The organism is Ensifer sp. LC384, from assembly GCF_001695865.1.
GTDB lineage: Bacteria > Pseudomonadota > Alphaproteobacteria > Rhizobiales > Rhizobiaceae > Ensifer.
In genome coordinates this window covers 131,329-147,885 of record NZ_MBST01000004.1, presented here as the reverse complement: position 1 = coordinate 147,885, position 16,557 = coordinate 131,329, and the positions used below count along the sequence as shown (strand labels likewise).

Sequence of the window (16,557 nt, the reverse complement as noted above, 5' to 3'; positions counted from 1 at the left end):
CTGCTTGTCCCCTTTACAGCGCCGCGCGTCTATTTAGACGCGCAACGGTCGATGTAACACTTTAAACTGACTGCATAATTTTCTCCTTAAATCGATTCCGATTTAAGGAATTATGCAGTGAGCATTCGGTTCACGGAAAGCCTATTGCTCGCTGGCCGCCGCCTGCTGCGGCTCGGTGCCATTGCCGCGATTGGCGGGCGCCTGTTCCTGTGCCAGTTCGCTTTCGGAGCGCACCACGCGGCGACGCGCCGGCGGACGCTTGCGCATGATGCGCACGCGCTTGACGCGTCGAGGATCGGCGTCGAGGATCTGGAACTCGAAGCCAGGCAGCGCCTGCACCACCTCGCCCCGGACCGGGATCCGCCCCAGCGACGCGAAGATCAGTCCGCCGAGCGTATCGACATCCTCAAGCTGTTCGCGGACGTCGAAATCGGAGCCGATCGCCGCGGCGATCTCCTCCAGTTCAACACGGGCATCGGCGACAAAAACATCCTCGGAGGTCTTGGCGAACATGACCTCGTCGTCGTCGTGCTCGTCCTCGATGTCGCCGACGACCATCTCGACGATGTCTTCCAGCGAAACGAGACCATCCGTGCCGCCATACTCGTCGATGACAAGCGCCATCTGGATGCGGGCGGCCTGCATGCGCTGCATCAGGTCCGAGGCGAGCATCGACGGCGGCACGAACAGGAGCTGGCGGATAATGCCCGCTTCCTCCAGCGACTTGCCGAGATCGACACGCGACAGATCAAAGGTCGCCTTCGGCGACCTTGGGGCCTTCTCAGTCGAGGTGGACGCGCTGGCTGCCTGCGCCTTGCCGGTGCGGCGGCGGTTGCGGGCCTGCTTGGTCACATAGGCGAGCAGGTCGCGAATATGGACCATGCCGCGCGGATCATCGAGGCCTTCGTTGTACACCGGCATGCGCGAGCGGCCGGACTCCTCGAAGATCACCATCAGCTCGCCGATGGTGATGCTCTGGTCGACCGCCTCGATATCGGCGCGCGGAACCATCACGTCTTCGACGCGGACTTCGCGGAAGCGCAGGATGTTGTTGAGCATCGCCCGTTCTTCGGGGGAAAATGCCGTGTTGCTGTCGGCGTCCGTCAGCAGCGCGTCAGCAAGGTCCTCGCGCAAGCTCGAAGGATTTGCGCCGCGCAGAATGCGCGCGGCTCGGCTCCAGAAGGACGATGTGGATTTGGTGCCCTCTTGTCGAGTGGCGGTGCTACTACTGCCCGCCTCCGCCTCTCCGGAGGCATCGGCCTCCTCGGTCGCCAGTGCGACGGGCTGTGTTTTAAAGTCGCTCATTGGTCCAACTGTTAATCCGGGGATCGGTCCCCGTAGGGATCAGATAAGCCAAGACGCGCCAAAATGCGAGTCTCCAGGCTTTCCATTCTTTCGGCTTCATCATCTACCATATGATCATAACCGAAAAGATGCAGGAATCCATGCACGAGAAGATGCGTCAGATGCGCGTCGAACGACTTCTCCAATTCCTGCGCTTCCCGCTCCAGCGTCTCGCGCGCCACGATGATGTCGCCAAGCATCGGCCCCGGCATCTTGCCGGGGGTCACGGGAAAGGCCGGGAAGGACAGAACGTTGGTCGGCTTGTCCTGCTTGCGCCACTCGGCATTGATCGACCGCATGGAAGCATCGTCGGTGAAAACCAGGGACACTTCGGGCGGCATCTTCGGAAGCGGCTGGCCTTCTTGCGCGACGAGGAAAGCTGCCGCAGCCTCGAGCACCGGCGACGAAAGGGCGAGAAGCGTCTCTTCGTCGGGCCAATTGCCCTCTTCGACGCTGATCTGGATATCCAATGCGGTCATGATCGCGACAACCGCCGATCAGCGGTCGCCCTGCTCGCTTTCATCGTGCACGGCCGTCTGTGCCTCGTAGGCCCGGACGATGCGCGCCACCATCGGGTGGCGCACGACGTCGACGTCCTTGAACCGGACGACCGAGACACCCTCGACGCCGCGCAGGATCTGCAAGGCTTCGACCAGCCCGGATTTGACGCCGCGCGGCAGGTCGACCTGGCTCGGGTCACCCGTCACGATCATCCGGCCGTTTTCGCCGAGACGGGTCAGGAACATCTTCATCTGCATCGATGTGGTGTTCTGGGCCTCGTCGAGGATGACGGCGGCATTGGCGAGCGTGCGACCGCGCATGAAGGCCAGCGGCGCGATTTCGATGACGCCTGCCGTGATGGCGCGCTCGACCTTGTCGCCCGGCATCATGTCATAGAGCGCATCGTAGAGGGGCCTCAGATAGGGATCGACCTTCTCCTTCATGTCGCCCGGCAGGAAGCCAAGGCGTTCGCCGGCTTCGACGGCCGGACGGGAGAGCACGATGCGGTCAACCGCGCCACGCTCCAGAAGCTGTGCCGCATGCGCAACGGCGAGATAGGTCTTGCCGGTACCGGCCGGGCCGACGCCGAAGACGAGTTCGGCACGCTCCAGCGCGCGGATATAGGCATCCTGCGTCGGCGTGCGGGCGACGATCGTCTTCTTGCGCGTTGAAATCTGCGCCATCGTCAATTTGGCTTTGCGCTCCATGGTCGGCAATTGCAGTTGGTCGTCGGCTGCGACCGCCATGCGGATCGCGCCTTCCACATCCGACGTATCGATCGTTCCGCCGCTCTGCAACCGTCCATATAGAAAATCGAGTGCGCGACGCGCCTGATTGGTGGCGACGACATCGCCGGAGATCGCAACGGAATTGCCGCGGGGGTGCGCTTCGATCCGGAGCCGCTCCTCAAGGAGCTTCAGATTCTGGTCGAACTGCCCGAAGAGTTCGCTGGCGAACCGGTTGTTCTCGAAAGTGAGCACGAAGTGATTGGCGTCTGTCGCAGTTGTTTTCGACTGGCGCGATGATGAAGAAATCAGTTCGTGTCCGTTCAAGCGGTTCAGGCTCCTGTTTTCGGTCCTTACCCGATCATCTCGGCAAACAGACTGTTCGGCCCGGCCTTGATGATTCGCACCTTGATAATGTCACCGATTTGCGATGCTTTTGCATCAACATTCACAGGCTGAAGCCAGGGGGACCGGCCGACGAGCTGCCCGGGCATGCGGCCCGGCTTCTCCAAAAGCAGGTCGATTTCGCGCCCGACACAGGATTCGGCAAAGGCGCGCTGCTGCGAAATCAGCAAAGCCTGCAATCTTTCCAGACGCTTGGCCTTGACGTCCTCGGGAACCTGATCGTCGAGCTCCGCGCCGGGCGTGCCCGGACGGGTCGAATATTTGAACGAAAATGCCTGTGCATAACCCACGGCCTCGACCAACCTTATGGTCGCTTCGAAGTCTTCGTCGGTCTCGCCGGGGAAGCCGACGATGAAATCGCCCGACAAAGCGAGGTCCGGCTGCACGGCGCGGATGCGCTCGATCAGCACCAGATACTCGGCGGCCGTATGCCGCCTGTTCATCGCCTTGAGGATGCGGTCGGAGCCTGCCTGCACCGGCAGGTGCAGATAGGGCATCAGCTTCGGCATCGATCGATGCGCCTCGATGAGGCTGTCGTCCATGTCGCGCGGATGGCTGGTGGTGTAACGCAGCCGCGCCAACCCCTCGATGTCGCCGAGACACTGCAGGAGATCACCAAGCCCCCATTCGCGGCCGTCGGGACCGAGGCCATGCCAGGCGTTGACGTTCTGGCCGAGCAGGGTGATCTCGCGCACGCCGGCCTCGACCAGCTTCTCCGCTTCCGAAACGATCTGTGCGACGGGACGGGAGACTTCCGATCCGCGCGTATAGGGAACGACACAGAAGGTGCAGAACTTGTCGCAGCCTTCCTGCACGGTCAGGAACGCCGTGACGCCGCGCGCACGGGTCCTGGCCTTGTCGGGTGCCGGCAGATGCTCGAACTTGTCCTCGACGGCGTAGTCGGTCTGGACGACGCGCTCGCCGTTGCGCGCGCGCTTCAGGGCTTCCGGCAGCCGGTGATAGGTGGTCGGTCCGATGACGAGGTCGACGGCCGGCGCGCGGCGCAGGATCTCGTTGCCCTCCGCCTGGGCAACGCAGCCGGCGACGCCGATCACCATCTCGCGGCCCTCGAGCGCCTTCGCCTTCTTCAGATCGCGCAGCCGGCCAAGCTCGGAATAGACCTTCTCTGCCGCCTTTTCGCGGATATGACAGGTGTTGAGCAAGACGAAATCGGCATCTTCCAGCACATCCGTCGAGACATAGCCGTCACGCGTCAACGCATCCGACATGCGGTCGGAATCGTAGACATTCATCTGACAGCCATAGGTTTTTACGAAAACCTTGCGGGCCGGCGTGCGTTCGTCGCCCGTTGCGGGCGTCGTCAGAAGAGCTGTTTCCTGGGTCATGCCGGTTCTTTAGTGCAAAGCGGCCCAAAGTTGAAGTATTTTCGCCTGTTGGCTTTCACGCGCCGACAGCGTCAGGCCCGTCCGCGCAGGCGGTCCGACAGCATCGAACGAATGCGCTGCTCGATCACGCGGCTGACTTCCTTGCGGTTGGTATGGTGGTCGTAATCAACGGCCTCGCCGAAATCGACATCGACCTCGATCGCGCCTTCCCGCAGGATGCCGAGCAGATGCGGCGCCAGGCCGGTATCGCCCGGCCAGGCGGCGATCGGCCGGTTGAAGCGTCCCATCGGCATTCCGTGGATACCCGTATAGGAGATCGCGACCGGCTGGACGTGAACCATGCCCGTCGGCGAATGCGGCACGGCAGACGCGGCTGCGCCGAACAGCGACGTCTTGATCTCGAGCAGGCGGTTGCCGTCCGAGGTCGTGCCTTCCGGAAAGAGCACGACGATCTCGCCGTCGGCGAGCCGCTGACCGATTTCGCTGACCTGCTTTCCCGTCGCGCGCTTCTGCTCGCGCACAACGAAGATCGACGCCTGCAACCGCGCCAGAATGCCGAAGACCGGCCATTCCTTGACCTCGGACTTGGCGACGAAGACGACGTCGGCGACCGAAGACAATACCAGGATATCTTTCCACGACGCGTGATTGGCGCACAGAAGCAGCGGTCGGCGGCGTTCCGCCATGCCATGGACGCGCACCTTGATGCCGAGCAGGTAGCAGGCCATGTGGTGCCAGTAGCGCGGCAACAGGCGCCGCGGCTTCAGATCCAGCCAAAGGCAGACAATCTGGATCGGCATCAGCACGAGCGAGGCCAGCGCCAGCACCAACGCGAACAATGCGATCCGCAGCCAATTGATCATCGAAAAGGATTTCCTGCGCCGGTCACCCGCCACTCCGCATGGTTGCGCGAGGGTCCGGCTCATCCGGGGCGTGCCAAACCAATCCGGTTCGAACTAGCGAAGATCGAGCCGCATGACAAGCGCGGCAGTGCGCTGTCCTGCCTTGTCCTGGTAATAGGCACGGCGTTCGCCGACCTTGAGGAAGCCGAGCTTGCGGTAAAGCCCGATTGCAGCCTGATTGGTCTCGTCCACTTCGAGGAAAAGCGTGTCCGATCCCTTGACCGACGCTTCGCGCATCGCGGCCTGCATCAGCCGCCAGCCGAGGCCGGAACGGGCATAACGCGGATCGACGCCGATCGTCAGGATTTCGGCCTCGCCGGCCACGGCACGCGACAGCACGAAGCCGCCAAGGGCAGGCCGAAACGATCCGTTGGTCTGGCGAGCGACAAAACCGAACACCGTTTCCTGGACGAGAAGCGCGTGGATTTCGCCATCGCTCCAGGGGGCCGCAAAACGCTGGCGATGGAGAGCGGCGGCAGCGATGAGATCCGGCTCTTCAAGCGGGAAGATGTCGAATTCGGTGCGGCGCGTGAAGTAGTCGGTGAAGCTCATCGGTGTCTATGCTCGGGCAACGGCAAAGCCCGCTTGCGGCTTGGCATCGGGCCCTCGAAGATATAGCGGCTTCGGCTTGGCCGAGGCTGGATCTGCGACGGCGCCAAGCCGCGCGACAACGGCGATATCGGCGAGATCGGAAGTCCTGACCGGCGTTGCCGCGGTGACGAACCCAGCGCCCGAACCGGCGATGCACCCCTCGAAGCCGGCAAACCGGTCGCGGGCGGCCGTGACCGACAGCGCCTCCGGCTCGGTGACGGGATGGCCTGCTGCGTCGAATGCCTGGACGTAAACCTCGTCGCGCTTGGCGTCGATTGCGACCAGCACCGATTTGCCCGGTGCCGCGGCGCGGGCTTCCTCCGCAATAACGTGAAGCGAGGAAACACCGACCGTGGGCTTGCCGAGCGCAAGCGCCAAGCCGCGCGCGGTCGCGACCCCGACACGGATGCCGGTGAACGATCCCGGACCAATGGTCACGGCGATGCGATCGATATCGCCAAGCGGGCGATCGGCGGCTTCGAGCGCCTCGTCAACGAACTCCATCAGCCGTTCGGCGTGGCCGCGGCCGATATCGGCTCCGGACTGTCCGAGAATGGACATCGAACCGCTGTCATAAATGGCAGCGGAACAGCCGGACCCTGATGTGTCGATGGCAAGTACGATCATTTCAGTTGCAGCGATTTCCAGACGCATCATCCCGCGAGGCCGGATCGGCTTCGCGGTTACGCTTACTCAGCCAAGAGATCGGCTGCAACCTCCGAAAGGCGCAGCCGCTCGCCATCGCGATATCAGACGGCTTCGACGGCTTCTACTTCGGGAACGAAATGCCGCAGCAGGTTCTGCACGCCATGCTTCAGGGTCGCCGTCGACGACGGGCAGCCCGAGCAGGCACCCTTCATGTTCAGGAACACGGTGCCGTCCTTGAAGCCGCGGAAGGTGATATCGCCGCCGTCCTGCGCCACGGCCGGTCGAACCCGGGTTTCGAGCAGTTCCTTGATGGTAGCGACAATAGTCTCGTCGCCCGGCTCGAAGAATTCGTCTTGCTGATCCAGCTGCTCGGCACGGCCGGCTCCGGCCATGATCGGCGCGCCGGACATGAAGTGCTCCATGATCGAGCCGAGGATCGCGGGCTTCAGGTGCTGCCACTCCTGCCCTTCCTTGCTGACGGTGATGAAGTCGTAGCCGAAGTAGACGCCGCTGACACCGGGGATCGAGAACAGGCGGGCAGCAAGCGGCGAACCGGCGCGCGCTTCTTCTTCGTCACGGAACTCGGCAGTGCCGTTTTCCAGAACCACCTTGCCCGGCAGGAACTTGAGCGTGGCCGGGTTCGGCGTGGCTTCGGTCTGGATGAACATGTCTCTCTCCGTCTTGCCGGGAAGGCTCTCGACCGGCTTTTTAGAATAATTCAAAAGAATATAAGGGCTTCGTTCCGCCCTCGCAAGGGCGCAAAGAGACGCAGCTCAGCTGAGCGCGTCGATTTCCTCGTCGGTCAGGAGGTCCGGGATGACCGTAACGGGGATCGGGAAGGCGGCCGCCTTGCCGGCGATCGATGAGACCAGCGGACCGGGACCTTCCTTTGCCGACCCTGCGGCCAGAACCAGGATGGCGATGTCGCGATCCTCTTCGATCGCCAAATGGATCTGCTCGGTTGCAGCCCCTTCGCGGATGACGATTTCGGGTTCAATCCCGATGCGCTCGCGGACGGATTGCGCCACCTTGGCAAGCGTCGCTTCCGCCTCTTCGCGCGCTTCGGCACGCATGATTTCCTCGACCCCCAGCCATTGCTGGAAGTCGCCGTCGGCGATGACATAGAGCAGGACGAGACCGCCATTGGAATTCTTGGCGCGCATGCCAGCATAGTGAACAGCGCGGCCGCATTCCGGGGTATCGTCGATCACCGCCATGAATTTGCGGCGGTGACCTTCAAGTCGTGAGAGTCGGGTCGAGACCATACGGCGAACATTACATTCCAGATAAACCGCCGCAAGGTCTCATTTTCGCCTTTTACTGCAGAAACCCGATGATTTCGCGAACCTCGGCCATCGTCTTTTCCGCACGCGCCCGGGCACGCTCGCCGCCGTTGCGAAGGATCGCGTCGATGTGAGCCGTGTCGCCCATCAGGCGGCGCATTTCGCCGGTGATCGGCGACAGAACTTCGACCGCCAGGTCCACCAGCGCCGGCTTGAACACCGAGAACTGCTGGCCACCGAATTCGCCCAGCACCGCTTCCTTGGTCTTGTCGGAAAGTGCTGCATAGATGCCGACGAGGTTTTCCGCCTCGGGGCGTCCCTTGAGGCCGTCGAGTTCGCTCGGAAGCGCATCCGGGTCGGTCTTGGCCTTGCGGATCTTCTTCGAGATCGTCTCGGCGTCATCCATCAGGTTGATGCGCGAAAGATCCGACGGATCGGACTTCGACATCTTCTTGGTGCCATCACGCAGCGACATGACGCGCGGCGTTGCGCCACCGATCAGCGGCTCCACCGGCGGGAAATAGGCATGGATCGGCTCTTCGCCGACGACCATATCGACGCCGTATCCACCACGACGGATGTGCTCCATGAAGTCGATGTTGAACTTCTGGGCGATGTCACGCGTCAATTCGAGATGCTGCTTCTGATCGTCGCCGACCGGAACATGGGTGGCGCGATAGACGAGGATGTCGGCGGCCATCAGACTCGGATAGGCAAGCAGGCCCAGCGAGGCGTTCTCGCGGTCCTTGCCGGCCTTGTCCTTGAACTGGGTCATCCGGTTCATCCAGCCGATGCGGGCGACGCAGTTGAAGATCCAGGCGAGTTCCGCATGCTGCGGCACGGCCGACTGGTTGAAGACGATATGCTTTTCCGGATCGATGCCGGACGCGATGAAGGCGGCGGCGATCGAGCGGATCTGCCCCTTCAGGTCCTCGTGCACGAGCTGCGCGGTGAGCGAATGCAGGTCGACGACGCAATAGATGCAATCGTTGTTTTCCTGCAGAGCCACGAACTTGCGGATCGCGCCGAGATAATTGCCAAGATGGAGGTTGCCCGTCGGCTGAACGCCGGAAAATACGAGCGGCTTGAATTCGTTCATGTCGTCCTCAATAGGCTGGTGGAGGGCCTACTGCATGTTTCCTTAAATCGGGACCGACTTAAGGATAAAAACATGCAGCCATTCAAAGTGACAGCGACCTTGGCGCGTCCGACAGGACGCGCGGCGCTGTCGGGCTGATCGCCCATGTTGCTAACGGCATGGCTTATGCACGGCGGGCGGGGCGCAATCAAGTAGCGCGACGGCGGTTCGCAACGCCGATTGAAATCGGCGTAGCGGCTTCGATCAGGCGTCCGCGTCCGGTATCGTCGACGGTTCAGCTTTGGCCTTTGCCTTGCGCTTCAGATTGCGGCGGATCATGCCGAGGTTGGCGCCGCCGATACCGAAGGCGATCGCGAAATAGATTACCATGGCAACGGCCACCAGACCGCAAAGCGTGGTTGCGCGCACGATCAGCGGTGCTGCCGACGACAGTTCGTAAGTCAGCCATTGAAGGGCGAAATGCAGTGCGGCGGCCATGCCGGCCGCGGCGATGACGAGTCGGGGAATACGGGTCAGCAGCGGGACGTCACGGCCCCAATGGCCGCGCCAGACGAGCATGCCGAACAGGAGGACGGCATTCACCCAGCCGGCAACGATTTCCGCGGTTGCGATGCCGCTTGCGCCCAGCCGCGGAAACAGCGTCAGGGCCAGTGACACGTTCACGGCAACCGAAATACCGGCAAAGATCATCGGCGTGCGGGTATCCTCGCGGGCAAAGAAGCCGGGGATGAACGCCTTGATCAGCACGAAGGCCGGAAGACCGAGCCCGTAGATTGCCAGGATATGGCCGACGACCACCGTCGACGACGCCTGGAACTCGCCACGCTCGAACAGGAGCCGGACGATCGGCTCCGACATCACGAGCAATGCTGCCGCCGCCGGCAATGTCAGGAACAGGGTGAACTCAACCGAACGGTTCTGCAGGTTCGACGCCTCGTTGACGTTGCCGGAGCGCAGCGCGCGCGCCAATTCCGGCAGCAGCACCGTCGCCACCGCAATGCCGACGACGCCGAGCGGAAGTTGGTAGATGCGGTCGGCATAGACAAGCGAGGATACCGCGCCTTCCTGCGCCGAGGCGATGTTGGTGTTTATCAGGAGGTTGATCTGGGTGATGCCGCCGGTGATCGCGGCCGGCAGCGCCAGCACCAGCAGCCGCCTGACATTGGCCGTCAGCCGCGGGCGGCGGAAGCCGATCTTGATACCGGCGTCGCGCACTGCGAGCCAGACGATCGCCAGCTGCACGAGACCGGCGGCCATCACGCCCCAGGAGAGGCCGTAGCCGACGGCGATCGGATCCTGGCCGATATACCAGGCATAGCCGAGGATGCCGATCAGAATGATGTTGAGGAACACCGGCGCGATCGCCGCGGCGAAGTAGCGGTGCAGCGAATTCAGCATGCCGGCCATCATCGCGGCGAGCGACATGCAGGCGAGATAGGGGAACATGATCGTCGCGAAGACGATGGTATTGCCGAGCTTTGCCGGATCGTTGGCAAAGCCGGGCGCGATCAGGTTGCTGACGATGAAGGGCATCGCCAGTTCCATCGCCACCGTCAGGAACAAAAGCACGGTGAAGAGAACGCCGAAGACTTCCTCGGAGAAGCGCCGCGCCCCTTCCATGCCGTTCGCCTCGATCTCCTTGGCAAAGAGCGGCACGAAAGCGGAATTGAAGGCGCCCTCGGCAAAGAGCCGGCGAAAGGTGTTGGGCAGGCGGAATGCGGTGTTGAAGGCATCGGCGACCGGACCGGTGCCAAGTGCTGCGGCCATGAAGGTTTCGCGGATGAAGCCGAACAGACGGCTGCCGAGCGTGGCGCCGCCGACGGTTGCAAATTTCTTGACCAGACTCATGTTTCGGCTTTTGTCGTTCTTTGAGCGGAGGGCGTGCCCGCGGCAGGCGCGATGATGCCCGATGGCATCCGATCTCGAACCTCGTCGGCCTCGTCGGCCATGACGGCCTTGAGGCGGGCGGCGATGTTCATCTGGCGGTTCTCGCTGGTGACCTTCTGGCCGACGAGATCGGTGATGTAGAAGGTGTCGATGACCTTCTCGCCGAAAGTGGTGATGTGCGCCGAGGCAATGTCGAGCGAAAGATCCGACAGGACGGCGGTGATCTCCGACAACAGGCCGGGGCGGTCGAGGCCCTCGACCTCGATGACCGTGAACTTGTTCGACAGCGTGTTGCTGATCGTCACTTCCGGCGTGACGGTGAAGGCCTTGTTGCGCTTCTTGACCTTGGTGCGGCTGGCGATCACCTCGGGCAGACGCTTGCGGCCGGACAGCACATCCTCGATCAGCTTGCCGATGCTGGCCGCCCGGCGCGTCTCGTCGCCGTCGACGGAAAACTCGCGGTTGACCAGGATCGTATCGAGCGCACGGCCGTCCGAGGTGGTGAAGATCTGCGCGTCGACGATGTTGGCGCCGGCCGCCGCACAGGCGCCGGCGATGACGGTCAACAGCCGCGGATGGTCGGGCGACAAGACGGTGATTTCGGTGATCGCATGGAACTGGTGCGTGCGCACCATGGTCGACAGCGCCTTGCCGGCGACATCGGCCTCGCGGATGAAGCGGGCGTGACGGACCTGATCCTCGAGCGCCACCGTCAGTAGATAGGGCTGATAGTGCAGCCGCACATAGGCCTCGCGCTCGCTTGCCGGCCAGTCGGTCAGCGCGTCACACAGCATCGTCGCCGCATGCGCCGCGCGCTCCTTGCGCGACAGCTCGGAGAAGCCGCCCGAAAGCAGGAGCTCCGTTTCATAATAGAGCGTACGGAGCAGTTGCCCCTTCCAGCCGTTCCACACACCCGGGCCGACGGCGCGGATGTCGCATACGGTGAGGATCAGCAGCATCTTCAACCGGTCGAGCGATTGCACCCGCTCGGCGAAATCGACGATGGTCTTGCGATCGTTGAGGTCGCGGGTCTGGGCGACCATCGACATTGTCAGGTGCTCGTCGATCAACCAGGCGACAAGCTCGGTCTGCTTCGGCGTCAGGCCGAAACGCGGGCAGAGCCGGCGCGCCACCTTGGCACCGGCGGCCGAATGGTCCTCCGGCCGCCCCTTGGCGATGTCGTGCAGAAGCACGGCGACATAGAGCACCTCGCGGTCCTCGATGCCGGGCATCAGCTTGGCGACCAGCGGATGGGCGTCCTCCTCGATGCCGCGTTCGACGCGCGAGAGAACATCGACCGCCCGCAGCAGATGCTCGTCCACCGTGTAGTGGTGGTACATGTTGAACTGCATCATCGAGACGATCTTGCCGAAATCCGGAATGAAGCGGCCGAGCACGCCCGCTTCGTTCATGCGGCGAAGGATGAGTTCCGGCTTGCGGCGCGAGGTCAGGATCGACAGGAACAGCCTGTTCGCCTCCTCGTTCTCGCGCAACTGCGGCTTGATCAAGCCGAGCGAGCGCGTCACCTGGCGCAGGGCTGCCGGGTGGAACTCGAGATTGTTGATGTCGGCGATATGGAAGAAGCGCAGAAGGTTGACCGGATCGCGCTTGAACACATCGGGGCTCGCCAGCGCGATGCGCCCGCCGTCATCGACGAAATCGAGCGTGCCGGCGATCTTGCGGCTGCGATGGGTGAAACGGCCGATGATGCCGGAAAGGCCCGGCGCGTCCTTGGCCTGCTGATCTTCGAGCGCGGCACAGAAGATGCGGGTGAGATCGCCGACGTCCTTGGCCACCAGGAAGTAGTGCTTCATGAAGCGCTCGACCGCCGAAAGGCCGGGGTGGTCGTGATAGCCGAGCGCTTCGGCGATCTCGCGCTGGATATCGAAGGACAGGCGTTCCTCGGCCTTGCCGGTCAGGAAATGCATGTGGCAGCGGACGGTCCAGAGGAAATCCTCGGCCTTCTGGAACAGCTTGTACTCCTGCCTTGAGAGAACGCCGAGCTTCACAAGGTCGGCCGAATCCTTGACCCGATAGAAATACTTGGCGATCCAGAACAGCGTGTGCAGGTCGCGAAGCCCGCCCTTGCCTTCCTTGACGTTGGGCTCGACGAGATAGCGCGTGTCGCCGGCCTTGCGATGGCGCTCGTCGCGCTCGGCCAGCTTGGCGGCAATGAAATCCGGTCCGGTGTTGCGCACGATCTCGTGGTCGAAACGGGTCTCGAGTTCGGCGGCCAGCGTTTCGGAACCGCAGATGTAGCGGGTTTCAAGGATTGCCGTGCGGATCGTCATGTCGGCGCGCGAGAGCCGGATGCACTCGTCGATCGTGCGCGTGGCGTGGCCGACCTTGAAGCCCAGATCCCACAGAATGTAGAGCATGAATTCGATCGCCGGCTCTGCCCAGACGGCCTTCTTCACCGGAAGCAGAAAGAGCAGGTCGATGTCCGAGCCCGGTGCCAACGTGCCACGGCCGTAGCCGCCGACGGCCGTCACGGCGATGCGGCTTGCCGGCGGTGCATTGGCCGCGTCGAAGACTTCGTTCAGCACGAAATCATGCAGCACGGTGATCAGCTGATCCTGCAGCCAGGAAATGCGTTCGGCGCAGAGAATCCCGCCGCCGTCGCCCGAAAGCAGTTCGCGCGCCTTGGCCCGGCCGGCAAGATTTGCCTGCTTGAAGGCGGCAAGCAGGGCCTGGCGCATCGGATCGCGTTGCTCGGCATGCGCCGCAGCAATGAAATCGCATTTCGCCCGGAGCGCTGCGACATCGAGAATTTCGGGAAAGGAAGTTTCTTGTCTGCCCATGAAGTGCCGAGGGGCGTCCTGTCCGACTGGTTGCGTGGTCCGCTGCATGAAGAGCGCTCCTGCATGCTCCCATCCGATCAAGGCCGAACCGGGACCGTGCAGCATTTCAAATTACTACCGGCTCATCGCCACGCCCTTTGAAGGCGCGCGGCGCTGTATAGCCTTTTTCGCCGGCACATGCACAGGAAAAACGGAACGCCCGTCAACGGGCACTCAGTTCCTTCTTCAAAGCGTAAAGTGCATCCAGCGCCTCGCGCGGCGTCATATCATCCGGGTTGAGCGCCTTCAGCGCCTCGTCAACCCTGGAGTTCCCAGCGGGTTTGGCCTCTTCGCGCCGGATCGCCACCTGGAACAACGGCAAATCGTCGATCAGCTGGCTTGCCGGATTCTTGCGATCGGCATCCTCGAGCTTGGCCAGCACGTCCTTGGCACGGGCGACCACCGAAGCCGGCAGGCCGGCGAGACGGGCGACCTGAATGCCATAGGACCGGTCTGCAGCCCCCGGCCCGACCTCGTGCAGGAAGATGACGTCGCCGTGCCACTCCTTGACGCGCATGGTCGCATTCGAGAGCCGGCCGAGTTTCTCCGAAAGTACGGTCAGCTCGTGGAAATGGGTCGCGAACAGTCCGCGGCAGCGGTTCGCCTCGTGCAGGTGCTCGACGGCTGCCCAGGCGATGGAGAGACCGTCGAAGGTGGCGGTGCCGCGACCGATCTCGTCGAGGATCACCAGCGAGCGATCGGTCGCCTGATTGAGGATCGCCGCCGTTTCGACCATCTCGACCATGAAGGTCGATCGGCCGCGGGCGAGATCGTCGGAGGCGCCCACGCGGGAAAAGAGGCGATCGACAATGCCGATATGGGCGCTTGCGGCGGGTACGAAGGTGCCCATCTGCGCCATGATCGCGATCAGCGCGTTCTGCCTGAGGAAGGTCGACTTACCGCCCATGTTCGGACCGGTCAGAAGCCAGATCGCCCCCCCCTCTTCGCCCGCCGGCGGCGAGAGATCACAGCCATTGGCGACGAAGGCGTTGGCCGCCTGCCGCTTTAGCGCCTGCTCGACGACGGGATGGCGGCCGCCTTCGATGGCGAACATGCGCGACTGGTCGACGACGGGGCGGGCATAGTTCTGCTCTTCGGCAAGCGTCGCGAGGCCAGCCGAAACGTCGACGGTCGCCAGCGCCAGGGCCGCCGCCTTGATGACCTCGGCCGCCGCCACGACGTCCGCCGTCATCGCCTCAAAGGCGGCGAGTTCGATCGACAGCGCCCGATCGGCCGCGTTGGCGATCTTGCTCTCAAGCTCGGCAAGCGCTGTCGTGGTGAAGCGCATCGCATTCGCCATCGTCTGGCGGTGGATGAAGCGCGCGCGGCCGGCGTCCGTGTCGGTCATAGAGCCGGCATTGCCCGCCGTCACCTCGATGAAATAGCCGAGCACATTGTTGTGCTTGATCTTCAGCGACTTGATGCCGGTCTCTTCGGAATATTGCAGCTGCAGCCCGGCGATCACCCGGCGGGACTGGTCGCGCAGCCCCCGCACCTCGTCGAGGTCGGCATTTGCCCCCTCGCGCAGGAAGCCACCATCGCGCCTGAGCAGCGGCAGCTCGTCGGCGAGCATCGCATCGAGATGGTCGAGGACGGCCGAAGGCAAGGCGTCGATCGCCGCGCGTGCCTCGACAAGCTCCTGCGAAAGATTGCCCGAGGCCATCAGCCGCGAGATCGTTGCCGCTGCCCTCAAGCCCGCCTGGATGGCGCCGAGATCGCGCGGGCCGCCGCGGCCGAGCGCCAGTCGCGACAGCGCGCGCGGCATATCGGGCGCGCGCCGCAGCGAATCGCGCAGGTCGCCGACAAAGGACGGCTGGCCGGCCAAAAGTTCGATCGAATCCAGCCGCTGGTTGATGCGATCGGGATCGGTCAGCGGCGACATCAGCCGCTCGGCCAGAAGCCGCGCTCCGCCGCTCGTCACGGTTCGGTCGAGCGCCTTCAGAAGCGTGCCTTCGCGCGCACCCGACAGGGTCTTGACGAGTTCGAGATTGGCCCGCGTCGCCGGATCGATGAACAATGTCGAGGCCGCGCTCTCGCGCTCAGGCGTGCCGAGCGCCGGGCGTTCGGCAAGCTGGGTCTTTTCGACATAGGAGATGGCAGCGGATGCCGCCGCCAATTCGGCGCGCGAAAAGCTGCCGAAGCCATCGAGCGTCTTGACGCCGAAATAGCGGGCGATGCGGCCCTCGGCGGTGGCGCTGTCGAACAACACGGCCGGCTGCGGCACCGCCACCCGGCCGAGTACGTCGAACACGGCGCGAAGTTCCGGATCATGGAAAACGGTGTCGGCGAGGATCAGTTCGCGCGGCTCGATGCGCAGGATATCGGCAAGCAACCGGCTCTCGCCCGTTTCGGCAAGCCTGAAGATGCCGGTCGAGATATCGATCCAGGCGAGCGCATAGGCCGGTTCGGAGCCGCTCTTGATGCGGGCGAGCGCCATCAGGTAGTTGGTCTCCGATGGCGAAAGCAGCTTCTCCTCGGTGATCGTCCCTGGCGTCACCAGCCGGACGACGTCGCGGCGCACGACCGATTTGCTGCCGCGCTTCTTGGCTTCGGCCGGATCCTCGACCTGCTCGCAGACCGCGACGCGAAAGCCGAGACCGATCAGTTTCTGCAGATAATCGTCGGCCGCATGGACCGGCACGCCGCACATCGGGATTTCCTGCCCCATGTGCTGGCCGCGCTTCGTCAGCGTGATGCCGAGCGCCCGCGAGGCTTCGACGGCGTCCTGGAAGAACAGCTCGTAGAAGTCGCCCATGCGGTAGAAAAGCAGCGAATCCGGGTTGTTCGCCTTGATCTCGATGAACTGCTCCATCATCGGCGTCGCCGAGGAACGGCTCTCCTCGGTCGCCAGATCGGCTGCAGAAAACACCTCGCCGGAGCGGCTCGATTGGTCTGTGACGAAATTCATGATTGTCCCGAAAAAAGAGATGGCACACTATCCGCAAGCAATTATAGACGACAACCATAAAGAGGCGCCCCGATAGGG

The 16,557-nt window shown here is 63.3% G+C and carries 13 protein-coding genes; all 13 read right to left on the bottom strand.

Annotation, left to right across the window (positions count from 1 at the left end):
- Positions 1–141: 141 nt before the first annotated feature.
- The gene (locus BC363_RS05945) at positions 142–1,305 is read right to left on the bottom strand and encodes a hemolysin family protein (protein WP_065783283.1); all 1,164 of its coding nucleotides are present in this window, start codon (positions 1,303–1,305) and stop codon (positions 142–144) included.
- An 11-nt stretch (positions 1,306–1,316) separates the two neighbouring features.
- A complete protein-coding gene (gene ybeY, locus BC363_RS05940; protein WP_065783282.1) occupies positions 1,317–1,823 on the bottom strand; it encodes an rRNA maturation RNase YbeY in 507 nt (168 codons plus the stop codon).
- An 18-nt stretch (positions 1,824–1,841) separates the two neighbouring features.
- Positions 1,842–2,897 (bottom strand): PhoH family protein, encoded by a 1,056-nt coding sequence (locus BC363_RS05935; protein WP_065783281.1) that lies wholly within the window; start codon positions 2,895–2,897, stop codon positions 1,842–1,844.
- Between the two features lie 26 nt (positions 2,898–2,923).
- On the bottom strand, positions 2,924–4,321 hold the full coding sequence (miaB, locus tag BC363_RS05930; protein ID WP_065783280.1) for a tRNA (N6-isopentenyl adenosine(37)-C2)-methylthiotransferase MiaB: 1,398 nt from the start codon (positions 4,319–4,321) through the stop codon (positions 2,924–2,926).
- A 71-nt stretch (positions 4,322–4,392) separates the two neighbouring features.
- Positions 4,393–5,184: a lysophospholipid acyltransferase family protein gene (locus BC363_RS05925; protein ID WP_065783279.1), complete on the bottom strand. Its 792-nt coding sequence runs from the start codon at positions 5,182–5,184 to the stop codon at positions 4,393–4,395.
- 93 nt (positions 5,185–5,277) lie between these two features.
- Positions 5,278–5,775 carry an N-acetyltransferase gene (locus BC363_RS05920; RefSeq protein WP_065783278.1) on the bottom strand — a complete coding sequence of 166 codons (498 nt, stop codon included), beginning with the start codon at positions 5,773–5,775 and terminating at the stop codon, positions 5,278–5,280.
- 6 nt (positions 5,776–5,781) lie between these two features.
- Positions 5,782–6,441 (bottom strand): tRNA (adenosine(37)-N6)-threonylcarbamoyltransferase complex dimerization subunit type 1 TsaB, encoded by a 660-nt coding sequence (gene tsaB / locus BC363_RS05915; RefSeq protein ID WP_065783339.1) that lies wholly within the window; start codon positions 6,439–6,441, stop codon positions 5,782–5,784.
- Positions 6,442–6,563: 122 nt separating this feature from the next.
- Positions 6,564–7,130 carry a NifU family protein gene (locus tag BC363_RS05910; RefSeq protein WP_065783277.1) on the bottom strand — a complete coding sequence of 189 codons (567 nt, stop codon included), beginning with the start codon at positions 7,128–7,130 and terminating at the stop codon, positions 6,564–6,566.
- 105 nt (positions 7,131–7,235) lie between these two features.
- Positions 7,236–7,727, bottom strand: a complete 492-nt coding sequence (locus BC363_RS05905) for a universal stress protein (protein WP_065783276.1) — start codon at positions 7,725–7,727, stop codon at positions 7,236–7,238.
- Between the two features lie 52 nt (positions 7,728–7,779).
- On the bottom strand, positions 7,780–8,844 hold the full coding sequence (gene trpS, locus BC363_RS05900; protein ID WP_065783275.1) for a tryptophan--tRNA ligase: 1,065 nt from the start codon (positions 8,842–8,844) through the stop codon (positions 7,780–7,782).
- Between the two features lie 243 nt (positions 8,845–9,087).
- Positions 9,088–10,692 carry a murein biosynthesis integral membrane protein MurJ gene (murJ, locus tag BC363_RS05895; protein ID WP_065783274.1) on the bottom strand — a complete coding sequence of 535 codons (1,605 nt, stop codon included), beginning with the start codon at positions 10,690–10,692 and terminating at the stop codon, positions 9,088–9,090.
- Entirely contained in the window at positions 10,689–13,532 is a 2,844-nt protein-coding gene (locus tag BC363_RS05890; RefSeq protein WP_083223489.1) for a [protein-PII] uridylyltransferase, read from the bottom strand. Before BC363_RS05890 ends, murJ begins: the two co-directional genes overlap by 4 nt.
- 202 nt (positions 13,533–13,734) lie before the next feature.
- Positions 13,735–16,479, bottom strand: coding sequence for a DNA mismatch repair protein MutS (gene mutS, locus BC363_RS05885; protein WP_065783273.1), 2,745 nt, complete (start codon positions 16,477–16,479; stop codon positions 13,735–13,737).
- Positions 16,480–16,557: the final 78 nt, after the last annotated feature.

Coding starts and splice junctions, on each gene's coding strand:
- BC363_RS05945 (WP_065783283.1), bottom strand. CDS start 1,305: ATGAGCGACTTTAAAACACAGCCCGTCGCACTGGCGACCGAGGAGGCC.
- ybeY (WP_065783282.1), bottom strand. CDS start 1,823: ATGACCGCATTGGATATCCAGATCAGCGTCGAAGAGGGCAATTGGCCC.
- miaB (WP_065783280.1), bottom strand. CDS start 4,321: ATGACCCAGGAAACAGCTCTTCTGACGACGCCCGCAACGGGCGACGAA.
- BC363_RS05925 (WP_065783279.1), bottom strand. CDS start 5,184: ATGATCAATTGGCTGCGGATCGCATTGTTCGCGTTGGTGCTGGCGCTG.
- BC363_RS05920 (WP_065783278.1), bottom strand. CDS start 5,775: ATGAGCTTCACCGACTACTTCACGCGCCGCACCGAATTCGACATCTTC.
- tsaB (WP_065783339.1), bottom strand. CDS start 6,441: ATGATCGTACTTGCCATCGACACATCAGGGTCCGGCTGTTCCGCTGCC.
- BC363_RS05910 (WP_065783277.1), bottom strand. CDS start 7,130: ATGTTCATCCAGACCGAAGCCACGCCGAACCCGGCCACGCTCAAGTTC.
- BC363_RS05905 (WP_065783276.1), bottom strand. CDS start 7,727: ATGGTCTCGACCCGACTCTCACGACTTGAAGGTCACCGCCGCAAATTC.
- trpS (WP_065783275.1), bottom strand. CDS start 8,844: ATGAACGAATTCAAGCCGCTCGTATTTTCCGGCGTTCAGCCGACGGGC.
- murJ (WP_065783274.1), bottom strand. CDS start 10,692: ATGAGTCTGGTCAAGAAATTTGCAACCGTCGGCGGCGCCACGCTCGGC.
- BC363_RS05890 (WP_083223489.1), bottom strand. CDS start 13,532: ATGGGCAGACAAGAAACTTCCTTTCCCGAAATTCTCGATGTCGCAGCG.
- mutS (WP_065783273.1), bottom strand. CDS start 16,479: ATGAATTTCGTCACAGACCAATCGAGCCGCTCCGGCGAGGTGTTTTCT.